This window comes from Pseudomonas sp. PP3 (genome assembly GCF_905336995.1).
GTDB lineage: Bacteria > Pseudomonadota > Gammaproteobacteria > Pseudomonadales > Pseudomonadaceae > Aquipseudomonas > Aquipseudomonas reinekei.
In genome coordinates, this window is record NZ_HG995459.1 from 4332778 (window position 1) to 4354439 (window position 21662).

23 protein-coding genes are annotated in these 21662 nt (G+C 57.2%); 15 read left to right on the plus strand and 8 right to left on the minus strand.

Translation table 11 applies throughout. The features are described from left to right. The first annotated feature begins 411 nt into the window (after positions 1 to 411). The 3 genes from KHO07_RS19730 (at position 412) to KHO07_RS19740 (ending at position 2920) form a co-directional block, all read left to right on the plus strand. Positions 412 to 882, plus strand: a complete 471-nt coding sequence (locus KHO07_RS19730; protein WP_150736060.1) for a hypothetical protein — start codon at positions 412 to 414, stop codon at positions 880 to 882. 491 nt (positions 883 to 1373) lie between these two features. Beyond that, positions 1374 to 2267: a sensor histidine kinase gene (locus KHO07_RS19735; RefSeq protein WP_150736108.1), complete on the plus strand. Its 894-nt coding sequence runs from the start codon at positions 1374 to 1376 to the stop codon at positions 2265 to 2267. Beyond that, positions 2264 to 2920, plus strand: coding sequence for a response regulator transcription factor (locus KHO07_RS19740; protein ID WP_150736059.1), 657 nt, complete (start codon positions 2264 to 2266; stop codon positions 2918 to 2920). The genes KHO07_RS19735 and KHO07_RS19740 overlap by 4 nt, the downstream gene beginning before the upstream one ends. Here KHO07_RS19740 and yegS read toward each other — a convergent pair. Further along, on the minus strand, positions 2904 to 3821 hold the full coding sequence (yegS, locus tag KHO07_RS19745) for a lipid kinase YegS (protein ID WP_150736058.1): 918 nt from the start codon (positions 3819 to 3821) through the stop codon (positions 2904 to 2906). The genes KHO07_RS19740 and yegS overlap by 17 nt on opposite strands. Positions 3822 to 4049: 228 nt before the next feature. On the opposite strand from yegS, the gene KHO07_RS19750 reads away from it, so the two are divergent. Continuing rightward, positions 4050 to 4361, plus strand: coding sequence for a hypothetical protein (locus tag KHO07_RS19750; protein WP_150736057.1), 312 nt, complete (start codon positions 4050 to 4052; stop codon positions 4359 to 4361). 62 nt (positions 4362 to 4423) lie between these two features. Here the strand turns inward: KHO07_RS19750 and glp are convergent, their stop codons facing one another. Continuing rightward, a complete protein-coding gene (gene glp, locus KHO07_RS19755; protein WP_150736056.1) occupies positions 4424 to 5650 on the minus strand; it encodes a gephyrin-like molybdotransferase Glp in 1227 nt (408 codons plus the stop codon). Next, on the minus strand, positions 5634 to 6173 hold the full coding sequence (gene moaB, locus KHO07_RS19760; protein ID WP_096509798.1) for a molybdenum cofactor biosynthesis protein B: 540 nt from the start codon (positions 6171 to 6173) through the stop codon (positions 5634 to 5636). Before moaB ends, glp begins: the two co-directional genes overlap by 17 nt. Positions 6174 to 6254: 81 nt before the next feature. Between moaB and mobA the strand changes: the two genes are divergently transcribed. Then, the gene (gene mobA / locus KHO07_RS19765; protein WP_212625279.1) at positions 6255 to 6857 is read left to right on the plus strand and encodes a molybdenum cofactor guanylyltransferase MobA; all 603 of its coding nucleotides are present in this window, start codon (positions 6255 to 6257) and stop codon (positions 6855 to 6857) included. Positions 6858 to 6935: 78 nt separating this feature from the next. Then, positions 6936 to 7157: a YgdI/YgdR family lipoprotein gene (locus tag KHO07_RS19770; protein ID WP_150736054.1), complete on the plus strand. Its 222-nt coding sequence runs from the start codon at positions 6936 to 6938 to the stop codon at positions 7155 to 7157. Positions 7158 to 7234: 77 nt separating this feature from the next. Here KHO07_RS19770 and KHO07_RS19775 read toward each other — a convergent pair whose 3' ends face one another. The 4 genes from KHO07_RS19775 to KHO07_RS19790 all read right to left on the minus strand — a co-directional run bounded on the left by KHO07_RS19775 (position 7235) and on the right by KHO07_RS19790 (position 9338). Continuing rightward, positions 7235 to 7513: a hypothetical protein gene (locus KHO07_RS19775; protein WP_075948089.1), complete on the minus strand. Its 279-nt coding sequence runs from the start codon at positions 7511 to 7513 to the stop codon at positions 7235 to 7237. Between the two features lie 139 nt (positions 7514 to 7652). Further along, on the minus strand, positions 7653 to 8543 hold the full coding sequence (locus KHO07_RS19780; RefSeq protein ID WP_212625280.1) for a pseudouridine synthase: 891 nt from the start codon (positions 8541 to 8543) through the stop codon (positions 7653 to 7655). Positions 8544 to 8614: 71 nt separating this feature from the next. Next, complete coding sequence (locus KHO07_RS19785; protein ID WP_150736051.1) at positions 8615 to 8932, minus strand: transcriptional regulator; 318 nt, start codon at positions 8930 to 8932, stop codon at positions 8615 to 8617. A 169-nt stretch (positions 8933 to 9101) separates the two neighbouring features. After that, on the minus strand, positions 9102 to 9338 hold the full coding sequence (locus tag KHO07_RS19790) for a glutaredoxin family protein (RefSeq protein ID WP_150736050.1): 237 nt from the start codon (positions 9336 to 9338) through the stop codon (positions 9102 to 9104). A gap of 207 nt (positions 9339 to 9545) precedes the next feature. Here KHO07_RS19790 and KHO07_RS19795 point away from each other — a divergent pair, with 207 nt between their 5' ends. Then, positions 9546 to 11258, plus strand: coding sequence for a monovalent cation:proton antiporter-2 (CPA2) family protein (locus tag KHO07_RS19795; protein ID WP_212625281.1), 1713 nt, complete (start codon positions 9546 to 9548; stop codon positions 11256 to 11258). Position 11259: 1 nt separating this feature from the next. Here KHO07_RS19795 and KHO07_RS19800 read toward each other — a convergent pair whose 3' ends face one another. Further along, positions 11260 to 12468 (minus strand): ammonium transporter, encoded by a 1209-nt coding sequence (locus KHO07_RS19800; RefSeq protein WP_150736049.1) that lies wholly within the window; start codon positions 12466 to 12468, stop codon positions 11260 to 11262. A 326-nt stretch (positions 12469 to 12794) separates the two neighbouring features. Here KHO07_RS19800 and KHO07_RS19805 point away from each other — a divergent pair, with 326 nt between their 5' ends. The 8 genes from KHO07_RS19805 to KHO07_RS19840 all read left to right on the plus strand — a co-directional run bounded on the left by KHO07_RS19805 (position 12795) and on the right by KHO07_RS19840 (position 21661). Continuing rightward, a complete protein-coding gene (locus KHO07_RS19805; protein ID WP_008055105.1) occupies positions 12795 to 13109 on the plus strand; it encodes a YqjD family protein in 315 nt (104 codons plus the stop codon). 1 nt (position 13110) lies between these two features. Next, the gene (locus KHO07_RS19810; RefSeq protein ID WP_150736047.1) at positions 13111 to 13500 is read left to right on the plus strand and encodes a phage holin family protein; all 390 of its coding nucleotides are present in this window, start codon (positions 13111 to 13113) and stop codon (positions 13498 to 13500) included. Then, positions 13497 to 13841 carry a hypothetical protein gene (locus KHO07_RS19815; RefSeq protein WP_150736046.1) on the plus strand — a complete coding sequence of 115 codons (345 nt, stop codon included), beginning with the start codon at positions 13497 to 13499 and terminating at the stop codon, positions 13839 to 13841. Before KHO07_RS19810 ends, KHO07_RS19815 begins: the two co-directional genes overlap by 4 nt. 126 nt (positions 13842 to 13967) lie before the next feature. Then, the gene (locus KHO07_RS19820) at positions 13968 to 15131 is read left to right on the plus strand and encodes an EAL domain-containing protein (protein ID WP_212625282.1); all 1164 of its coding nucleotides are present in this window, start codon (positions 13968 to 13970) and stop codon (positions 15129 to 15131) included. A 109-nt stretch (positions 15132 to 15240) separates the two neighbouring features. After that, complete coding sequence (locus KHO07_RS19825; RefSeq protein ID WP_150736044.1) at positions 15241 to 16569, plus strand: deoxyguanosinetriphosphate triphosphohydrolase; 1329 nt, start codon at positions 15241 to 15243, stop codon at positions 16567 to 16569. 180 nt (positions 16570 to 16749) lie between these two features. After that, on the plus strand, positions 16750 to 17136 hold the full coding sequence (locus KHO07_RS19830) for a response regulator (RefSeq protein ID WP_212625283.1): 387 nt from the start codon (positions 16750 to 16752) through the stop codon (positions 17134 to 17136). Between the two features lie 248 nt (positions 17137 to 17384). Continuing rightward, positions 17385 to 18011 (plus strand): response regulator transcription factor, encoded by a 627-nt coding sequence (locus KHO07_RS19835; protein WP_056856374.1) that lies wholly within the window; start codon positions 17385 to 17387, stop codon positions 18009 to 18011. 8 nt (positions 18012 to 18019) lie between these two features. Beyond that, entirely contained in the window at positions 18020 to 21661 is a 3642-nt protein-coding gene (locus tag KHO07_RS19840) for a transporter substrate-binding domain-containing protein (protein ID WP_212625284.1), read from the plus strand. The last annotated feature ends 1 nt before the right edge of the window (position 21662 follow it).

A 21662-nucleotide genomic window follows, 5' to 3' on the forward strand; every position in this document is an offset into this window, starting at 1 on the left:
CTGTTCTTGCCGGACCTTGACCCCCTGTAAAATGCCGCGCTCTACCATTGATGTCACATTAACATCATGCTTTACTGGCGCTGTAATTTCATCTGCTATATTCCTGCGCCGCGACAATCGTTTGCGCGTGAGGTTCCGTTGCGTAAGGGATTCCCCTAGCAACAATCAGGTGCAACCTGATATTCGCGATATCCAATAGCCATTAATGTGACGCCATTCTCATTGCATGAATGGAGTCAGGCTTTTGTGTGCGATCGCAAGTACGTGGCCAGTCACCCTTTTGACTTACCCAGCCTGCACTCCAGCCGGCCAGAGCGCGATCTCACGACGAACCGGTTACGTCGGGACGACTGTCGTCCTCGTCGACACACACGACATCCCCTCACTTAACATGACGTTGTGGAGATAAGCATGCCGAACAATCGCACAGAGTGGGCGAAGCGGGTCCCTGAGTTTCTCGTCGAAGCCGAAACACTGCTGGCCAAAACCGAGGAATGCCTCAGTCACTTGCAACTGATCAGCAATGACAAGGACGCCATCGACTGCATGCTCAGTACCCTTCTCAAGCTCGCCAGCAAGGCGGATGCCCTCGCGCTGGCAGCCGTTTCAGAGTTTTCATTGCACATCCATGGTTTGCTCAATCATGCGCAGCATCACATGGACCTGCACGACGAAGCGTTGGGCGCGCTCAAGGACTGCCTGACGTTGATCGCCTGGCAACTGGAGCTGATCGATCAGAAGACCGGCCAGCTCAGTCTCGACGAAAGCGAACAGACAACCCTGATCGAAGCCTTCGCCTTCCAGGTCGGGCAACGGCATTTCCAGCCTCCGGTTAATTCCCGGCCGTTCACGCTCGTCTCCTACATGGAGCGCCAGGCTTAATTTCAATGAATTTAGCCGCGCTCCATCATTTAGGTCATGACTGCTAATTACTTGGGCATGCTCAGGTCGTAATTGAACATTACATATCCATTTACGACACCTTCAAACTTTTTGTCTCACTTCCCCTCCTCGCCTGACCAGGGTTTTACCTGGCGCTAACGGGGCCAAACCCCTGTGACCAAGGGTATCTTGCTGACGATAGCCCCCACACTTTTGCATTGTGGAACTACCGTCCAAAACGCCTTGTTTCCTGACTACATGGACATATATCACGACGCGACCAACGGTATGTTCGGTGCTATTATGCCGCCCATTAGTTGACGTCAATTAATAGCAATGTGATTGTGGGTGACTGCAACGATCAAGTTCCAGGCCGGATTTCTCATCGGAAGTACGCACCGTTGAAGTCGATGCATAACACTACAAAACAGAGATCCGTCAAACAGCATGACCGGTCTGCCCGCAGCGAACCTCCATTGGCTCCATCCGCTATGTACGCCAGCCTCAAGTCGATCACCATGTGGCCACCCTCACGAGAAAACGCTCGCCGGTTCACCCTATTGCTGTGTGCCTGCTCGACGCTCGGCAGCCTGCTTATCTATGGCCTGTCCACTCACCTGCCTTTGGGCTTGCTGATCCTTAATGTCGCGTCACTTGCTTGTGTGTGGGTGCAATATCGCCTGTCCCGCAAGTCGATCAAGTTTCAGCCGCAAGAACTGGCCGATCGCTTGCTGCAGGTCCAGGAGAACGAGCGTCACCGACTCAGTCGGGAGTTGCACGACGACATCGGCCAGTTACTCACCGCAGCAAAGCTGCAAAGTGACTGGCTCAAACGCCGAATGCCGGAAGAGCTTCAGGGACAATGCGCGGTACTGTGCGACACGCTGGAAGAAACCCTCGCCAAAGTCCGCGATGTATCGGCCATCCTCAATCCCCGGCAATTGACCAGCCTGGGACTGGAAGCCAGTCTGCGCGCTCATTTGCTTAAAACGCTGGCCAACGCTCCGGTGAACTGGAGTCTGGAATGCCATCAACGCCTGACCGGAATACCGGAAGAAATGGCCGTCGCCGCGTTTCGCATCACTCAGGAAGCGGTCACCAACATTCTGCGGCATGCCGAGGCAAAGAATCTGCTGGTCTGCCTGACGCGATTGCCCAAGGGGCTGCGCCTGCAAATCAGTGACGATGGTCAGGGTTTTGCGCCGGCCACTGATCCGGGTCGCGAGGGGCAGCGTGGTATGGCCGGCATGTCGGAACGGATCAACCAACTCGGCGGAACATTGACTGTTACCAGCGAGCCGGGCAAAGGCACCCAAATCGAAGCACTCTTCCCGTGGGCGCCCCGCGCGCTTGAACGGGCCAGTACGAATAAGGTTATGCATTGACTTGTAACTTACTTCTGGTGGATGACCACTCGCTGATCAGGGCTGGCGTGCGCGCCCTGGTGATGGACCTTCCTGGCTATGCGGTCATTGGCGAGGCCAATGACGGCTCACAATTGCTCGCGATGGTCGAGCATCTATCTCCGGACATCGTGCTGCTGGATCTCTCCATGAAGCAGACCGGCGGCATCGATGCCTTGCAGCAACTGAAAAAGATCCGCCCGCAGAGCAAGGTTCTGATCCTGTCGATGCACACCGACCCGGCGCTGATCATGCAGGCGCTGGAATCCGGCGCCCACGGCTACCTGCTCAAGGACACCACCGCCACCGAGCTGGAACATGCGCTGGAAGCCTTGCGCAACAATGAACGTTACCTCAGCCCGGCCATCGCCCATACGGTGATCAACCAGGCGCTGACCCGAAACCAGAAACACCCGGAGCCCGCAGATTCGCACAACCTGACCGCCCGCCAGCTGGAAATCCTGCGCTTGATCGTGCGCGGAAAATCCACCCGGGAGATTGCCACCGGCCTGGGCCTGAGCGTCAAGACTGTCGAAACCCATCGCTCGCAAATCATGAAACGTTTGCAGATCTACGATGTGGCCGGCCTGGTGCTGTTCGCCGTGCGCGAGCAGATCATCAGTCTGGACGATTGACCGCCTCATTTGCGCTCAACACTGGAGAATCTGCGGGCAGATGCACCCGCAGCGCTCCGGGCCGCGCCGAAAACCGCAGGTTGTCCCCTTCCAGCGGTTCGCCGTCGAGGTTGATGTACAAACCTTCAGCCACCTTGATCTCGACCCATGGAAGCCTGGCCCGGACAAACATGCTATCGATGCCGAATCCGTCCGCCAGCAGGTTTTTCAAAGTCCCGACCACTTCCTGCGGGGCCGGCAAGATGCTGATATCGAGCAATCCATCGTCCGCCAGCGCCTGCGGGCATAACACATGCCCACCACCCGCCTGTCGGCCATTGCCGATGCCCAAGGCCAGCAACTCGCCGCTCCAGTGAAAGTCCGGCCCCTGTAATTCACCGTAAGCCGCGTGCAGTTCACTGAACCGTGACAGGCCGGTGAACAGATACGCCGCGCCACCGAGCACCTTTTTCAAGTCCTCGGAGGTATTGGCGGTGACCTGGCTGCCAAATCCACCCGTGGCCATGTTCAGAAACACCTGCCCGCCGACCTCTCCCAGATCGATGGCGCTCGATGCAACGTCCAGCAGGTTCAGTGCCTCTGCAGGCTCCAGCGGGACGCCGGCAGCGCGTGCAAAATCATTGGCGGTTCCCAAGGGCATCAGCACCAGGCTCGCCTGCGCCGATTGCGCTGCCATGGCCTCGGCAATATCGCGCAACGTACCATCCCCCCCGCCGGCAATTATATGTGGGTAGCCCGCGGCCAATGCCTCTTCCACCAGGCGCTGTGCGTCGCCAGCCTCCCAGGTCAGCCGAACGGCGAGCTCCCAGCCTTGCTCGCGCTTGCTTTCGACAGCCGCGCGCACCTCCTCGTTGAGCGCCTGCTTGCCATGCAGAATCAACAGCGCCTTGCGTTCGCTCATGGTGTTCACTCCCGGAATTGAATGGCGTACAGGAGATGTTGACCTCGCCGCCCCTCTTAAAAGTCGCACGAATTTGATTTTTTTCCAGGGGGCGTCCTGCACGTCCTACAAGGACGGGATTTTTCTTACATAACCTGAGGAATCGGCTCAATTGACCAATATTCGTGATTGGTACACCTTGGGGGCCACGGATTTCAGTCATCAGCAGGACAAACACAAGGACGTGCCATGCAAAACCATGACATCAGGTTGCCAGTGATGCCGGTTGTACCGATCACTGAAAAATGGGCCGATCATCAGGCAGATTTCGCAAGCAGCAAAAAAACCAAGGGAGAAGTTGATATGGAACCGCGCGTCATTGAGCTGGAGACACACCTCAAATACATTCGCAAGGACATGGAAGAAGTGCGCAGTGACGTCAAGTCCATCAAACACAGGCTGGCCTATTCCGCGGGCGGAACGGCCGTGGTGCTGGGGCTGCTTGGCTGGATCGCCAACAGCCGTTTCGATCAGCTTGTCACGTTGCTGCTGGCACATTAAGCAGCCGAAAACGCAAAACCCGGTTCAACAACCGGGTTTGCGAGACTTCACCGCTGTAGGAATCAGACCAGAACTTCACTCAAAGGGATGAAGCTGACGCTGTCACCTGCAACCAGCGTTCGCCCCTCCAATACTTCAACCAGTCCGTCAGCCCAGGCGGCACTACGCAGCACGCCAGAACTCTGATTTTTGTAAATGATCGCCCGGCCGTTCTCAAGGCGACCCCGCAAGTATTCACGCCGGTTGCCGGCAACGGGCCAGTCAAACCCGCACGGCACTTGCACCTTCAATGGCTCGACATCTCTGACGCCCATACGACGCAAAAGATAAGGCCGGGTCAACAAGGCAAAGGTCACGAGTGTCGATGCCGGATTACCGGGCAGGCCGATGACCGGAACGCCACGAAAATGTCCGAATGTCAGCGGCTTGCCCGGCTTGATGGCGAGCTTCCACAAACTCAACTCACCTTCTTCACGCAAGGCAATGCCCAGAAAATCAGCCTCACCCACCGATACACCACCGGTGGAGAGAATCAGATCGACATCTTTCAGTTCGCCGAGTCGCGTACGCGTGGTGTCCAGATCGTCAGGCAGAATCCCGGCATCGACCACATCACAACCCAAACGCTGCAACCAACTGCAGAGCAGCACACGGTTACTGTTATAGATCTGCCCCGGGCCCAGCGCCTGGCCTGGCTCAATCAATTCATCGCCGGTGGACAGAACCGCAACACGGACCTTGCGAACCACATCCAGCTCGGCGCAACCCAACGACGCAGCCAAACCTTGCTCGATCGGCCCCAAGCGCGTACCCGCCGGCAAAACCAGTTCACCGACAGTCGTTTCCTGGCCCTGTGGACGAATGTTCTGCCCCGGTTTGATGGCTTCGATAAATGCGACTCGCTCGTCCGCCAGGACTTCAGCGTTTTCCTGCATCTCGACACAATCGGCTCCGGCTGGAACAGGTGCCCCTGTGAAAATCCGGGCACAGGTGCCTGGCTTCAAAGGTTCCGGAGCCTGACCGGCAAAAATCTTCTGGCTGACAACCAGCGGCTCACCGGTCCAGTCAGCTGTACGCAGCGCATAGCCGTCCATGGCGCTGTTAGGCCATGGCGGCAGATCCAGCGTCGACAGCAGATCATCCGCCAACACACGGCCCTGAACCTGGGCCAACGGCAAGCGTTCACGCTCAAGAACCCGTGTGGCGTCCGCCATTTCCAGTAACCGCGCCAGCGCTGTCTCGACCGGCATCAGGCTGCCGGTCTTGCCCGGCTTACCCACGGGATTCACAAGGCGCTGCCTGTTTCAAATGAGGGACGAAGTTGCAAGGGCGATGGCGTGAATCCAACTGCTCGGCAAGAATGCCGTCCCAGCCGGTCCGTACTGCATTGGTCGAACCTGGCAAGCAGCAGACCAGCGTGCCATTCGCCAGGCCAGCCAGGGCACGGGACTGGACCGTCGACGTGCCGATGTCAGCCACGGAAATCTGCCGGAACAGTTCGCCAAAACCATCGACTTGTTTGTCGAGCAGGCAGCTCACCGCCTCCGGAGTACTGTCGCGGCCGGTAAAACCGGTGCCGCCCGTGATCAACACGACCTGCACGACATCGTCGGCAATCCAGTTGGCAACTTGCGCACGAATTTTGTAGAGATCATCTTTTAACAGTACACGGGAAGCCAGGTTATGGCCGGCCGCCGTCAATCGGTCAACGAAGACCTGGCCTGAGGTATCGGTTTCCAGGGTACGGGTATCGCTGACCGTCAAAACCGCAATGTTCAGCGGTGCGAAAGGTACATCAGCCTTGGCTTTCATAGGCTCGTCCAGTTGTAGGAGAAACAGCCCGGTGTTATATCACAGCGCTCCCTTTTTTCGCCGCCCCCATGGAGAACTGCCATGACATCGAATGCACAATTGCCACCTTGCTCGATTCTGCTCCTGGCAGGCGGGCGCGGCCAGCGCATGGGCGGACAGGATAAGGGGTTGCTGGAATGGCACGGCGAGCCGCTGATTGCGCATTTGCATCGCAAGACGCGTCCCCTGAGCGATGACCTGATCATTTCCTGCAACCGCAATCAGGAAAAGTACGCCGCCTACGCCGACCAGTTGGTGCATGACGATGAAGGTGACTTTCCAGGGCCTCTGGCCGGGATTCGTGCTGGCCTGAAAGCTGCGCGGCATACGCATCTGTTGGTATTGCCTTGTGACGTGCCTCGCATCGATGCTGTCCTGCTTGCCAACATGCGCGAAACCGCCAGCCAGCATCCAGACAAACCCTTGATGTTGTGGCATGACGAGCACTGGGAACCGTTGCTATGCGTTATCCCTGTGGCCCTTCTTGCGGACTTTGAGAGCGCCTGGCACGAGGGTGAGCGCAGCCCGGGGCGAGTGATGCGCAAGCTGGGCGCGATTGCCCTGCAGTGTCCCGACAATGACCCGCGCTTGGCCAACCTGAACACGCCAGAACTGTTAAGCACGCACAACACTGTGTCAGACTGACACTACCCAAGGAACTTGCGGGCGCTGTTTACGTCTCAAGCTCAGTAACCAAAAGAATTCATTTTCGGAGACACACCCATGACTCAACGGACCCTCGCCACTTTCATGCTCGCACTGGGCCTCGCTACCCTCGCCGGCTGCGCATCGCCTACAGTGATCACCTTGAATGACGGTCGCGAAATCCAGGCCGTCGACACGCCAAACTACGATGACGATTCGGGCTTCTACGAATTCGAACAGCTGGATGGCAAGCAGACCCGCATCAACAAGGATCAGGTTCGCACCGTCAAAGAGCTGTAATCCTGACGGCACCACCGGATACAAAAATGCCCCGATCAGTCGGGGCATTTTTTTGTTTGCTGTTTAAGTTCCGGAGGCTACGGATTCGGCTCGCTGTTCAGTTTATCCGCCCGAGTCAGCGCCTGAGTGGCCTCGGTGATGCACTTCTTGTCATCATTGGCAGCCCGGGCCGCTTCAGCACTTGCCTGCATCCGCTTGATTTCCATCGTGGTATTTTCGGACGTCGCAGGCAGGCTGGTGACTTTGTCCTTGAGTTCCTGAAGCTTGATGGTGCAAAGATCGCTGTCCGCAGCAAATGCGGGAGAGGCCAACATCGCAGCGCAAATGAACATTCCAGCAAAAACGGTACGTTTCATGAGTATCTCCTGGCTTGGAAAGCCTCGGCACTGCCCGGGAAACTCACTGGCGGTACCGAGATCATTGAACGCCACATTCGTGGTGCCTGTTCAAATGACTGTAAACCAGCGTGGAAATTCGATTTTTTCCGTACCGCGATCACCACTGAAGAGTGATTGCGCTCTCGAACTCTCGTTCCTCCCCGGTCACCGGATCGACAAACTTCAACCCTTGCGCCAGCAGTTTCAAAGGATTGGCGTAGTCATCTTCCGCGTCCCTGAGTACCTGCGGATAAAACGGGTCGTTGCAGATACTCGCGCCCAAGGCTGTCATGTGCACACGTAACTGATGCTTCTTGCCCGTCACCGGATAGAGGCCGTAACGCCACAGATCGCCATTTTTCTCCCTGACCTCCACCGCCGTCTCGGTATTGCTGACGCCCGGACCTTCCTGCATGCGAAAGAATGGCTCGCCATCAATGAGTCGGCTTTTATGGACCAGCGGAAAAGACAGATCAGGTAATGCCCGGGCAATGGCTTCGTAGCGCTTTTCAATCTGCCGGGTTGGGAACAGGGATTGATACGCCGAGCGACTTTGCGGGTTGGCGGAAAACAGCACCAGGCCAGCGGTATGGCGATCGATGCGATGCAGCGGCACAAGGTGCGGATTATCCAGACGGCGGATCAGCCGCCTGAGCAAAGTCTGCTCCACGTACTCACCGGCCGGTGTCACCGGGAGAAAATGTGGCTTGTCTGCCACCACCAGATGTTCATCTGCATACAGGATCGACTCAGTCACCGGGATGGGTTTTTCGTCCGGCACTTCGCGAAAATAGTGAATCCGCAAACCTTCCTTGTACGGCAGATCAAGCGCGATTGGCATGCCGTGTCCATCGAGAACGCGCCCACGGGCGACCCTGTCCAGCCATTGCTCACGACTGATGGCGCTGAAGTGCTCGCACAGACAGTCGATTACGGTCTGCCACGGGCCAGCCGGTAAATAGAGCGTGCTGGCCTGGCTGTGTGCGGCGGAAAAAGATGAAGTGGACATACGATCGTTCTGACCCTCAATGCAGGGCGGCATTATCCAATAGCAACGGGGTCGAACCTAGCGGAGATTCTTCAGGCTGGAATCTGCGTACGCGCCGCCGCTTCGGTGTACTCCTTCAACCAGCGCAGTACGTCGACCGCTTCCCAGCGTCCCGGATCATAAATCGCATACAACAAACCCTGATAACCCACGACGTCCAGTTGCCGGTGAAAGCCAGCACGCTGGAACAAGGCTTCGATTTCTGCAAAACAGGTATTGAAGTGGACTTTGTTAAAAGGGGTTTTTCGTTCCGTCACCAGTCCGTCCAGGCGCAACTCGAGGACTGCCTCGCGTACCACGTCCACCGACATCCGGTTAACGCTGCTTTTCAATTGCTCGACATTGACCACGATTTTTCCCTCTCACGCCTGAACATGCACACTTTCGCCGGGTAACCGGCAGCGGCAAGACCGCATTGCGAATAACTGTATGCGCATACAGTATCCGAATACCAACCTTTAAGCCAAGAGGATCAATCGTAAAGTTCGACAGGCGGGAACATCGTTGCCGTGAAAATCGTTACCGCAGGAATGCCACCACTTCATCGGGACTGAAAGGCCAGCCCAGCTCAGCCCCTGTGTCGACGCGTCGCAATACCGGAATGCGCAGACTGTAAGCCGCGAACCAGGTTTCGTCTTCAGCGATATCCACCAGTTCCACCAACAGGCCACGCTCGACGAATTCCATCAGCATGGCTTCGGCTACTTCACAGAGATGGCACCCCAAGGTGCCGAACAACTGACATTCAGGAAGCATGAGCGCTCAACCGATAAAATTAAGTGCTCATTTTAGGCCTGCCTTGGAAAACCGTCGAGCCATTGAATTCTCTGGGCTGTAGCCAAGGAGCATGAGGGTTGCTGCAACAACCTGACGCATATCAGTCGTCTTCATCGGCAGTTGCCCGATACTGACAGTATGTTTGCCTTCTACGCTTGAAAAGCCTTGACCGCCCAGGAGCTTTCCGTGTTCGCCAGCCTGCTGATCATCCTCGCCTCCTCCCTGGTGGTCATCGCTCTGTTCCAGCGACTGCGACTCCCCCCCGTACTGGGCTACCTGTGTGTCGGGTTGATGATCGGGCCGACCGCTTTCAACTGGGTCAACGAAAATGAACAGCTGCCGGACCTCGCCGAACTTGGGTTGGTTTTCCTGCTGTTTACCCTGGGGCTGGAGTTCTCGTTGTCGAAAATGCTGACCCTGCGCCGGGTGGTGTTTGGTCTCGGAAGCCTGCAAGTGTTGGCCTGCGCGATTGTCCTGGGCGGGTTGCTTTTGGTGTTTGACATGCCCGTCTTGCCAGCAATGTTACTGGGTGCCGGGTTGTCGCTGTCGTCTACCGCAATCGTCAGCAAGGAACTGGGCAGTCTCGGTGAAATTTTCAGCAGCCACGGCCAGAATGCTATCGCTGTGTTGCTGTTTCAGGACATTGTCGCGGTATTGCTTTTGACCCTTGTACCGGTGTTCGCCGGTAACAGCGAACAGGCCTGGTACTGGGCGGTGCCGCTGACACTGGGTAAAACCGCCGCGTTGTTTTTCGGTCTGCTATTGACCAGTCGTTGGCTCCTGCCGCGATTATTCCATGAGGTAGCGGCAGCCCGTTCTGCCGAACTGTTCGTCTTACTGGCGCTGGTTATCGTACTGATGACTGCATCATTAACGCACATGCTCGGTCTCTCCCCCGCGCTGGGGGCATTCCTGGCCGGCATGTTGCTGGGCGAAAGTCATTACCGACACCAGATCGAGGCTGATCTACGCCCGTTTCGCGATATCCTGCTCGGCGTGTTTTTCGTCAGCATCGGCATGCTGATCGATGTGAAGCTGTTTGCCAGCCATGGCTTGCTGATCTTCACGATGACCCTCGGATTATTGCTGATCAAGGGCTGCGTCATCGCGCTACTGGTCAAGGGAGGTGGCAGCGACAGTGAAACCGCGTGGCGCAGTGGCCTGGCGTTGGCCCAGGGCGGTGAGTTCTGTTTTGCCTTGATTGCGCAAATGCAGCAAAACCGGCTAATGCCCGAAAGCTTTGGAGGGTTGCTGCTGGCGGCGACGTTCTGTTCGATGCTGGTTACGCCATTACTGTTGCGCGCCGCACCACACATTGCGATGCGTCTGCACCGCAAACCCAATGAAGAAGCGAAACTCGAAGAGATCAGCGCACTCAATGCGAGCCTGCGCGACCATGTGGTGATTTGCGGATACGGTCGCGTAGGCCAAACCATCGGCCGTTTTCTCAACCACGAGCAACAAGTCTATATCGCGCTGGATAATGATCCAGTGCGCATCCAGGAAGCGGCCGCCAATGAAAGCTGCGTGCATTACGGCGACTCACGACGAGGCGAACTCCTCGTCGCGGTTGGACTTGAGCGGGCAAGACTGCTGGTGATCGCAGTGGACAATACCGATATCGCCCTGATGATCCTCAAGGAAGCGCGCCGCTACAATCTCGATGTGCCGATCCTTGTCAGGACCCACGATGACAGTCAGCTAAGTGAGCTGAAGGCCGCCGGCGCCAGCGAGGTGGTGCCGGAATTGCTCGAATCCAGCCTGATGCTGGCTTCACATGCGCTGACCTTGCTGGGCTTGACTGGCCCGCAAGTACAGGACCGGGTTGATCGGGTGCGGCGTGATCGCTATCGCCTGTTGCACGGTTTTTATCCCGGCGCCGAAGACGATGAGGCCTGAATCAATCCTGACTGACCGCGCCGATCTTGTGCACCGACAGATCCGCGCCGTAGTACTCCTCTTCCTGACTCAAACGCAAACCGTGGAACGCCTTGATCGTGCCATACACCGCAAAGCCGCCGGCCAAAGCCACCACCACACCCAACGCGGTGCCTATCAACTGGCTGATCAGGCTCACACCGCCCAAACCGCCCAGCGCGCTCTGGCCGAAGATGCCGCAGGCAATGCCGCCCCACACCCCGCACAAGCCGTGCAACGGCCAGACACCCAGCACATCGTCGATTTGCCATTTGACCTGCGCGGCCGTAAAGCACCAGACAAACAATGCCCCGGCAATGGCACCGGTCACCAGCGCCCCCACCGGATGCATCAGGTCGGAACCGGCGCAGATCGCCACCAGTCCGGCCAATGGGCCGTTGTGCAGAAAGCCGGGGTCGTTGCGGCCGACAATCAGGGCCGCCACCGTGCCGCCGACCATGGCCATCAGCGAATTGACCGCCACCAGACCGCTCACCCCTTGCAGGGTTTGCGCACTCATCACGTTGAATCCGAACCAGCCGACAATGAGAATCCACGAGCCCAATGCCAGGAACGGAATACTCGACGGCGCGAACGCAACCAACCGCCCTTCGCGATAGCGCCCATTGCGTGGCCCCAGCAACAACACCGCAGCCAGCGCCAGCCAGCCGCCCATGGCATGGACCACTACCGAGCCGGCAAAGTCATGGAAAGCGGCACCGAACTGCGCCAGCAACCAAGCCTGCAGACCAAAGTTGCCGTTCCAGATCATGCCTTCGAAGAACGGGTAGATGAACGCCACGATCAGGGCTGTCGCGCACAGCTGCGGAACGAACCGTGCACGCTCGGCGATACCACCGGAGATGATTGCCGGGATCGCCGCGGCGAAGGTCAGCAAAAAGAAAAACTTCACCAGACCGTAACCGTGATCGGCATTGATCACCGCTGCCGGTTGCATAAAGGTGACGCCGTAGGAAATCCAATAGCCTATAAAGAAGTAAGCCAATGTCGAAATCGCAAAGTCGCTGAGGATCTTCGACAATGCGTTGACCTGGTTTTTTTGCCGGACCGTTCCGACTTCGAGGAAGGCGAAACCGGCGTGCATGGCCAACACCATGACTGCGCCGATGAGGATGAACAACGTGTTGGAACTATGGACCAGGCTGTCCACAGCGCTTTGTATATTTTCCATGGATTTGGCAGACCTAAAGGCTGAAAAAAGCACCAAAGCAGTTCACGCGGGCAATCCATGCACCAAGTAGTGACTTCTCGAATCGAGTCGATCACTCCCGATGAACCGCTTTGGCGCACAGGGTTCGTTAAAACCGATCGATACCGGACAATGGCGCGGGTTTCGCTCGTTTGAGTTAAGGTTTTACGCAAATCGTGCCCGGCAACAGCGCAACCGCGCAGGCGGGCGCACCACGACACAGCAAAAGTTGTACCAGTCATTTGTACTGAACCTTCGCGCAAGGCTCATACTCGAACGATTCAGAAAGCCACCTATGGAGATCACCAATGGCCAGCATCAAGGCAAAGACTGCTCAAGAAATCCTGATGAGCGATTTTCAGACACTGGTCAGCGACACCGAACGGTTGCTGGAGCACACCGCTTCCCTGGCCGGTGACCAGGCCGATGAGCTGCGAGACCAGATCCACGACAGTCTGCTGCGCGCACGCGAAACCTTGAAATTGACCGAGGACTCCCTGCGTGAACGCGGCAAGGCTGCCGTTACCGCCACTGAGGATTATGTCCAGGCCAACCCTTGGCAATCGGTCGGGATTGCGGCGGGCGTGGGCTTCCTGATCGGTCTGCTGGCGACACGGCGCTGATATGGCAATCGGTGAATCCGGCTCGTCCGAGACAGGCACAAGCTCCTCATCGCGGCGCCTGGGCGCCGCATTCCTTGGTTTGCTGCACAGTCATGTCGAACTCTTTGGCATTGAATTGCAGGAGCAAAAGGCCCGCACGGTAAGCCTGCTGTTATTCGCAGGCCTGGCGTTGGTATTTGCCTTGCTGTTGCTGGTGGGGCTGTCGACGCTGGTGCTGATCCTGTTTTGGGACACCTATCGACTGGCGGCCATCATCGGGCTCTGCGTGTTCTATACCCTGGCGGCGGTCTTCTGCGGCATGCGCCTCAGAGCAGCCATTTTCGATGAATCCTCGCCCTTCCATGGCACTCTGGAAGAACTGGCCAATGATCGGGAGCGCCTGCTGCCATGAACCTGCCTGAACTCCCGAGCAACAGTTCGCGCACGGAAATGCGCAAGGCGTTGATCCGCCTGCGCATGGAAATGCATCGCCAGGAAATCCGTCACGAATCCGCGCAACTGCTGCAACCCCTGCAGCGTGTTCGCGGGATGACGCAGAACCTGCAAGACGGCTTCGGCATCAAGCATGCCCCGCTGTGGGGCGTGGCCGCCGTGACCTTGCTTGGCTTTCTGACAGGCAAGGGTGCAAAACATGGCGGCGGGGTCAGCAGCCTGACGCGCCTGGTTCGACTGGGCACCACGTTGGGGCCGCTGATCAAGTTGGTCATGCAGGGCTCCTCACGCAAAAACTAGACGGCCACTATCTGGCTGCATTCTTGCAATACCCGCGGGATGAACCTCTTTATCGAGAGGTTCGATCCTGCGTGCCTACCCGGTGCCCAGCCCAAACTCAAAAACAAGATCTACTAAGGAGGCCTTGTGATCGACGGGCAACCGCTTGCCTGCTTTCAGCCGTTCATCGATACCGCGACCGGCCGTATCGCTGGCGTCGAAGCACTGGGACGACTGCGTCTCGCCGATGGGCAAATGGCTTCCGTGGGCCCCCTGTTCGCCGACCCCAGAACCAACGCTATTTCGCTTCGTCGTCTGGACCGCCAGCTGCGCGATAACGCCTTGAGCCGGTTACATGAGGCACCGCCGGACTGGTTTCTAAGCCTGAACATATCCCCGCGCTGGATCAGCCGCCTGCGACCGGATCAACCGCTTCCAAGCCTCAAGCAATTGGCAAGGCATGACGTCGACCCACGGCGAATCGTTTTCGAGATCACCGAACTGGGTGGCGACATCCAGCGCCTGGCGCAAGTAGTCGCCCGCTACCGACTGGCCGGGGCGCGGATTGCCATTGATGATTTCGGCGCCGGCTACTCGCAACTCGATCGCGTCCTGGCGCTGCAACCGGACATCCTCAAACTCGACATGCGCCTGTTCCAGGCTGCCGCGCTGGGCGGGCCGAGTAGCGACGTGGTCAAGGCCCTGGCGCAAATGGCCGAGAAAACCGGTTGCTGGATTATCGCCGAAGGCGTGGAAACCGAAGCTCAGCTCCACTTTGCCCTGGAATGCGGATCGCGTTATGTGCAGGGTTTTCTGTTCGCCGGGGCGCAAGAACAATTCTTCGCCACCGGGGCCTTCGTCGAACAATTTGCTCAACTGCGACAACGCTACGTTCAGCAAAAACTCACAGAACGCGGGCGCCTGATGATCATGCGCCAACAACTGGGTGAACTGATGGCAATCCTGCAAGCCTGGGCGCAGACCCGCGCGCCCTTGAGCGCCCTGCCGCAACTGGATGCTTTTCCCTGGCTATTGCGCTTCTACCAATGTGACCGCCACGGCACACAACTGACGCCGAACCTGGAATGGCGCAACAACGGTTGGGTCGCCGACAGCCGTTATCTCGGCCATAACTGGTCCTGGCGCCCCTACTTCTATCACCTGCTCGCAGAAGGTTGGGACGAGCGCCGACTGACTCTGTCCAACACCTATCGCGATGCCACCAGCAACCAGTACTGCCTGACCGCGGGGCAGTTTTTTGACAATGGCGAACGCTTGCTGCTTATCGATATCGACGCCGTTGGACTGTAGGAGAGGTTTCAATAGGTTTCCCTGTGCGCCAAACCCCCTCTTGCCCCTTGCAGGTCGTGGTGCGAACCGGGAAGCTAGGCCCTCAGTCACCTGACGGAGAGAACCAGCCTTGGATTGGCCTACCCTGCTTACCCGCGAACGCCTTGGAAAGCCCCTGCACAGCCCGCAAGAACTCGGCCGCAGCCCTTTTCACAAAGACCATGACCGGATCATCTTCTCAGGTGCATTCCGCCGCCTCGGACGCAAAACCCAGGTTCATCCGGTGTCGAGCAACGACCACATCCACACACGCCTGACGCATTCGCTGGAAGTCAGTTGCGTCGGCCGGTCGCTGGGTATGCGCGTCGGCGAAACCATCCGCAGCGCCCTGCCCGACTGGTGCGAACCCAGTGATCTGGGCATGGTCGTGCAATCGGCCTGCCTGGCCCATGACATCGGCAACCCGCCGTTCGGACACTCTGGCGAAGATGCGATTCGTCACTGGTTCCAGCAGGCTGCCGGCCGTGGCTGGCTGGACGCGATGAGCGAAGCCGAGCGCAATGACTTCCTTAATTTCGAGGGCAACGCCCAAGGCTTTCGAGTCCTGACTCAGCTGGAATACCACCAGTTCGATGGTGGCACGCGACTGACCTACGCGACGCTCGGCACGTACCTGAAATACCCGTGGACGGCCAAGCATGCCGATTCGCTGGGATACAAGAAACACAAATTCGGCTGCTACCAGAGTGAGCTGCCGCTGCTCGAGCAGATCGCTCAGAAACTAGGCTTGCCACAACTTGATGAGCAACGCTGGGCGCGCCATCCGCTGGTGTACCTGATGGAGGCCGCCGATGACATCTGCTACGCGTTGATCGATCTTGAAGACGGCCTGGAAATGGAGTTGCTGGAATACGCCGAAGTCGAGTCGCTGTTGCTGGACCTGGTGGGTGACGATCTGCCGGAAACCTATCGCCAGCTCGGCCCCAGGGATTCACGTCGACGCAAACTGGCGATCCTGCGCGGCAAGGCCATCGAGCACCTGACCAATGCCGCTGCCCGCGCCTTTGTCGAACAGCAGGACACATTGCTGGCCGGTACGCTGCCTGGGGATCTGGTTGAGCACATGCACGGCCCGGCCAAACGTTGCGTCCTGAACGCAAAAGACATGGCGCGTAAAAAAATCTTCCAGGACAAACGCAAGACCTTGCACGAAATAGGCGCCTACACCACGTTGGAGATCTTGCTTAACGCCTTCTGCGGTGCGGCACTCGAGCAGCATGGCGGTCGAACGCCCTCGTTCAAAAGTCGGCGGATCCTCGATCTGCTGGGCAATAATGCGCCGGACCCGAACGGCCCGTTACACACCTCTTTTCTACGGATGATCGACTTCATCGCCGGCATGACCGACAGCTACGCCAGCGATATGGCGCTGGAAATGACCGGACGTTCCAGTCACTGAACCCAATTGGCTGATCGGCCATTACGTCGTCTGTAATGGCCGATTAACCACAAGCAACACAAGTGCATTCAACCTTCGCGGAATATCCCTACAGCTGAAGTCGAGTGAACTGATCGATTGCTCTGTGTTGTCGCGAAACAATCACGACTATTTTCTTACAACAAAATAAGCGTGAATAACATGATCAAGGACAATCTGCGCATCTTGCTGGTGGAAGACCATCCATTTCAGCTTAAGGCAACACAATATTTACTCGAGAGTTTCGGTTTTTGCCGATTAATTACAAGCGACAGTGCTCATGGCGCTTTGCAGGAAATGCTTCGCGCTGAACAACCGTTCGATATTCTTTTGTGTGACCAATGTCTGCCCGATATGCTCGGGATTGACCTGGTCAAACTTGCCAGTCAACTTGGAATGATCAGGAAAGCAATTTTACTGAGCAGCCTGACTTCCGCAGAGCTGGACGGCATAGAAAGCACGGCAAACATTCATGACCTACCGTTACTGGGCTACTTGATAAAACCATTGAAACAATCTGAATTCACACACCTGTTGACCTTACCCTGATTATTGGACCGCCATAAAAATTCAAGCGCAGACAAAAATTAACAACCTCAAAAACACCCAACACAACTGTAAACAAACAAACACAACTTTTATTCATCCCCATTAAAAACCTAGTTGATACGTAAGCCTATTCCTTATCATTTGTAGGACCATTCCTATATTACAGCTACAGGCACACCCGTTCGTACGTCCCCTCAACTATCTGAGCTAAGGTGCGCGCTTTATTTGAGCTCGCATGGGATTTGATTATGAACTCCGTTTTTATCGTCGACGATCACCCTGTCATCCGACTTGCCGTTCGCATGTTGCTGGAACACGAAGGTTTTAAAGTCGTTGGTGAAACCGATAACGGGGTGGACGCCATGCAGATGGTTCGCGAGTGCATGCCTGACCTGGTCATTCTCGATATCAGCATTCCCAAACTTGATGGACTGGAAGTGCTCGCCCGTTTCAACGCCATGAGCACCCCGCTGAAAACATTGGTATTAACGGCGCAATGCCCGACACTTTTTGGTATTCGCTGCATGCAATCCGGTGCCTCGGGCTATGTGTGCAAACAGGAAGAACTCAGTGAGTTGGTCAGCGCAATAAAAGCCGTATTGTCGGGTTACAACTATTTCCCGAGCGAAGCGTTGAACCCTGTACGAAGTGATGACATTCGTTGGGCCGAACTGGAGCTATTCAAATCAGTCAACGACCGGGAGTTGATGGTACTGCAACTTTTTGCACAAGGTCGTACCAACAAGGAAATTGCCAAAGGCATGTTCCTGAGCAACAAGACTGTCAGCACCTACAAGAAACGCCTGATGCAAAAGCTCAAAGCCAAATCCCTGGTCGAGCTCATCGAAATGGCCAAGCGCAACGCATTGGTGTGAGGACGACGATGCGCAGCCGCCTGACGGACTATCTGATATTGATGATCGCAGGCCTGTGCCTGAGCACCTCATTGTTCGCAGCACCGAGCAGTGAAAATTTCGCCCTGCTGAGTCGCTCCACGGCCGGGCAACTGGATATCCGCCTCGATGCCACACAACGGCAATGGCTCAAGGACAAGCGCGAGCTGGTCCTGGGTACATCTGCACCGGATTATCCACCCTTTGACCTGACACTCAGTGGCAAGGACTATGAAGGTTTCACTGCCGATTACGCCGGCATCCTCGGCGCCACCACCGGTTTGCCGGTCAGGGTCCAGCGCTTCGCATCCCGGGGAGCGGCCATCGAAGCGCTTGAGAATGGCGAGGTTGACCTTCTCGGGACGGCCAACGGTTTTGAGGCCCACAACGCCAAAATCGTCCTTTCCGCGCCCTATGCCGTAGATCAGCCGGTTCTGGTGACGCGTGAAGGTGAAACCAGGTCGTTGACCGATGGCCTCGCCGGCATGCGCTTGAGCATGGTCTATCACTATTTGCCGCTGGAGGAAGTCAAGGCGCTGTACCCGAAGGCAATCATCACCTCCTATCCGTCCTATCAGAATGCGATCAACGCCGTGGCCTTCGACCAGGCCGATGTGTTTCTTGGCGATACCATTTCCACCCATTACATGATCAACAAGGGCTACCTCAACAACATCCGCATGGCCAACTTCGGCAAGCACGAAGCCCACGGTTTCAGTTTCGCGGTGAACAAAAAAAATCCACAACTGCTCGGCATCATCAATGCCATGTTGCTGGCGATCCCCGTCAGCGTTCGGGAAAACATTGCCAAACGCTGGAGTGCCGGCAGCGACATTTTGCTCACCGATCACAAACTGGAGCTCAGTTACAGTGAGGAGCGCTGGCTGGCGCAACACCCCGTGGTACGAGTGGTGGTCAATGAAGCGTTCGCACCCCTGACGTTTTTCGACAGCGCCGGCAACTTCCGTGGCGTGGCCGCGGATTTACTGGAACTGATCCGCCTGCGTACCGGCTTGCGCTTCGACATCCAGCGCAGTCGCAGCGACACCGACATGATCCAGCGAATCAAGAACAACCAGGTCGACCTGATTGCCGCCCTGCTCCCCAGCGCGCAACGGGACACCCTGCTCCATTTCAGCCGCCCCTATCTGCAAAATTCCTATGTCCTGCTGACGCGAAGGGAGGCGGACAGCCCGGTCAATCTTGAGCAGCTGCAAGGAAAACGTCTGGCCATCGCCCAAGGCAATCCGTTGATGACGTATCTGCGCACAGAGTTTCCAAGGATAAAACTCATCGAAACCCCGGACACCTTCAGCGCCGTGGAAATGCTGGCCGAAGGTTTGGCCGAAGGTGCGGTCAATTCGTTGGTGATTGCCAACTATTTCATTTCTTCGCGCCTGTTTGAGCACTCGCTACAGATCAGTACCACCATCGGCACCGAGCAGGCCGCCTTCTCCCTGGCGACCGGCCGGGAGGCCAAGGAACTCAACGACATCCTCAACAAAGCATTGCTGAGCATCGCCCCGGAAGAACTGGGCATCATCAACAGTCGCTGGCGGGGCTACTCGGAGTCCACGCAAAACACCTGGCGCACCTTGCACCGACTCTTCTACAACATCGTCATTGGGGCCGGCGTGTTGCTGATGATTTCCGTGACATGGAATGCTTACATGCGGCGCCAGATCAACCAGCGCAAGGCGGCCGAGCGAGCGCTGAACGATCAGTTCGAGTTCATGCGCTCGCTGGTCAACGGCACGCCTCACCCGATCTATGTGCGCGACCGTCAGGGCTTGCTGCAAAGTTGCAATGACAGTTACTTGCAAGCCTTCAACGCAAAACGCGAAGACGTCATTGGCAAAAGCGTGATCCAGGGCACGATGAGCAATGCGTTCGAAGCCCGGGAGTTTCAGGCTGATTACCGGCGTGTCGTCACCGAAGGCACGCCGCTGATCCTGGACCGGCCGCTGCACATCGGCGGCCGCCGGTTGACGATCTATCACTGGATTCTTCCGTACCGTGACTCCAGTGGTGAGGTGCAAGGCATCATCGGTGGCTGGATCGACATCAGCGAACGGCGGCAACTGTTCGATGATCTGCGTTGCGCGAAAGAGCGCGCCGATGAAGCCAACCGGGCCAAGAGCACATTCCTGGCCACCATGAGCCACGAGATCCGCACGCCCATGAATGCGGTGATCGGCATGCTCGAATTGACCCTCAAGCGTATCGAACACAACCATCCCGATCGGCCGGCAATCGATGTGGCGTACCACTCGGCCAAAGACCTGCTGGAGTTGATCGGCGACATACTCGACATTGCGCGTATCGAATCCGGGCATTTGAGCCTGAGCCCAGAACGGGTCAATCCCGAAGAGATCGTGGCGTCGGTGGTGCGAATCTTCGACGGACTCGCCCGGCAGAAAGCGCTGGAACTGCTGCTGGAGTTCGATTCGCCTGATCCGGCAGTCGATGTTCTGCTGGATCCGCTGCGTTTCAAACAGGTGCTGTCCAACCTGGTCAGCAACGCCATCAAGTTTACCGAGCAAGGCCAGGTCAGAATTGTCGTCAGCTTGCAACCCGGCACCGAACCCGATCAGGTGCAGATGATGCTACGGGTTGAAGACAGCGGCATAGGGATCAGTGAAGCCGACCAGCAGCGCCTGTTTGCGCCCTTCGCCCAGACCGAAACCACCGGGCAATCTGGCAGAGGCGGTGCCGGGCTTGGCCTGGTGATTAGCCGCAGCCTGTGCGAAATGATGGGCGGTGAGCTGCAATTGAGCAGTCAGCCCGGGATGGGCACTCAAGTGCGAATGTCGCTTCGCCTGACCACACTGCCGCGCGAGCCGCAGGTGGGCAAGGCCGAAACGCCGCTCGAGACCACTGCCGCCCCGTTGCATGTCCTGGTGGTCGACGACCACGCCGCCAACCGCCTGCTGATGTGTCAGCAGCTGGAATTTCTGGGTCATCGTTTCCGCGTTGCAGAGGATGGTCAGGCCGGATTCGAAACGTGGAAAAGCGACACATTCGATCTGGTGATCGCCGATTGCAACATGCCGGTCATGAATGGCTACGAACTGGCGCGCGCCATTCGCCGGCACGAACACCACATGCAGTTGCCGCCCTGCACCGTGTTGGGCTTTACCGCCAACGCACAGCCGGAAGAAGTGCAACGCTGCAAACAGGCGGGAATGGATGATTGCCTGTTCAAACCCCTGACGCTGACCGCCCTGAGCCAATGGGTCAAAGGCCTGACGCCTGCTCATGTCGCACCCGCCTTCAGCATGCAAGCGTTGCAACAGTTCACCGGAACAAACCCGCTGCTCAATCAGCGATTGCTGGACGAGTTGCTCAACAGCAACCGGCTGGATCGCCAGGCCCTATTGGCGCTGGCCGGGTCAACGGACCCTCAGGCTTTTCTCGACATTGCCCACAAAATCAAAGGGGCCGCGCGAATCGTCCAGGCCAGCCGATTGATCGACAGCTGCGAGGCGCTCGAAGCATCGTGCCACGACAAATTTCAGCCCGGCGACGTGGCCGATCGTTGCACGGACCTGGAACACGCCATGCTCGAACTGGACCAGGCATTGCTACGCCAAATCGACAAAAAGGACCAAGGCAGGATGAACAGGGCTTAAC

What these genes read in the sequence shown, in the direction of transcription:
- KHO07_RS19730 (WP_150736060.1), top strand. Translation starts at nt 412, where the DNA reads ATGCCGAACAATCGCACAGAGTGGGCGAAGCGGGTCCCTGAGTTTCTC.
- KHO07_RS19735 (WP_150736108.1), top strand. Translation starts at nt 1,374, where the DNA reads ATGTACGCCAGCCTCAAGTCGATCACCATGTGGCCACCCTCACGAGAA.
- yegS (WP_150736058.1), bottom strand. Translation starts at nt 3,821, where the DNA reads ATGAGCGAACGCAAGGCGCTGTTGATTCTGCATGGCAAGCAGGCGCTC.
- KHO07_RS19750 (WP_150736057.1), top strand. Translation starts at nt 4,050, where the DNA reads ATGCAAAACCATGACATCAGGTTGCCAGTGATGCCGGTTGTACCGATC.
- moaB (WP_096509798.1), bottom strand. Translation starts at nt 6,173, where the DNA reads ATGAAAGCCAAGGCTGATGTACCTTTCGCACCGCTGAACATTGCGGTT.
- mobA (WP_212625279.1), top strand. Translation starts at nt 6,255, where the DNA reads ATGACATCGAATGCACAATTGCCACCTTGCTCGATTCTGCTCCTGGCA.
- KHO07_RS19770 (WP_150736054.1), top strand. Translation starts at nt 6,936, where the DNA reads ATGACTCAACGGACCCTCGCCACTTTCATGCTCGCACTGGGCCTCGCT.
- KHO07_RS19775 (WP_075948089.1), bottom strand. Translation starts at nt 7,513, where the DNA reads ATGAAACGTACCGTTTTTGCTGGAATGTTCATTTGCGCTGCGATGTTG.
- KHO07_RS19780 (WP_212625280.1), bottom strand. Translation starts at nt 8,543, where the DNA reads ATGTCCACTTCATCTTTTTCCGCCGCACACAGCCAGGCCAGCACGCTC.
- KHO07_RS19790 (WP_150736050.1), bottom strand. Translation starts at nt 9,338, where the DNA reads ATGCTTCCTGAATGTCAGTTGTTCGGCACCTTGGGGTGCCATCTCTGT.
- KHO07_RS19800 (WP_150736049.1), bottom strand. Translation starts at nt 12,468, where the DNA reads ATGGAAAATATACAAAGCGCTGTGGACAGCCTGGTCCATAGTTCCAAC.
- KHO07_RS19805 (WP_008055105.1), top strand. Translation starts at nt 12,795, where the DNA reads ATGGCCAGCATCAAGGCAAAGACTGCTCAAGAAATCCTGATGAGCGAT.
- KHO07_RS19810 (WP_150736047.1), top strand. Translation starts at nt 13,111, where the DNA reads ATGGCAATCGGTGAATCCGGCTCGTCCGAGACAGGCACAAGCTCCTCA.
- KHO07_RS19815 (WP_150736046.1), top strand. Translation starts at nt 13,497, where the DNA reads ATGAACCTGCCTGAACTCCCGAGCAACAGTTCGCGCACGGAAATGCGC.
- KHO07_RS19830 (WP_212625283.1), top strand. Translation starts at nt 16,750, where the DNA reads ATGATCAAGGACAATCTGCGCATCTTGCTGGTGGAAGACCATCCATTT.
- KHO07_RS19835 (WP_056856374.1), top strand. Translation starts at nt 17,385, where the DNA reads ATGAACTCCGTTTTTATCGTCGACGATCACCCTGTCATCCGACTTGCC.
- KHO07_RS19840 (WP_212625284.1), top strand. Translation starts at nt 18,020, where the DNA reads ATGCGCAGCCGCCTGACGGACTATCTGATATTGATGATCGCAGGCCTG.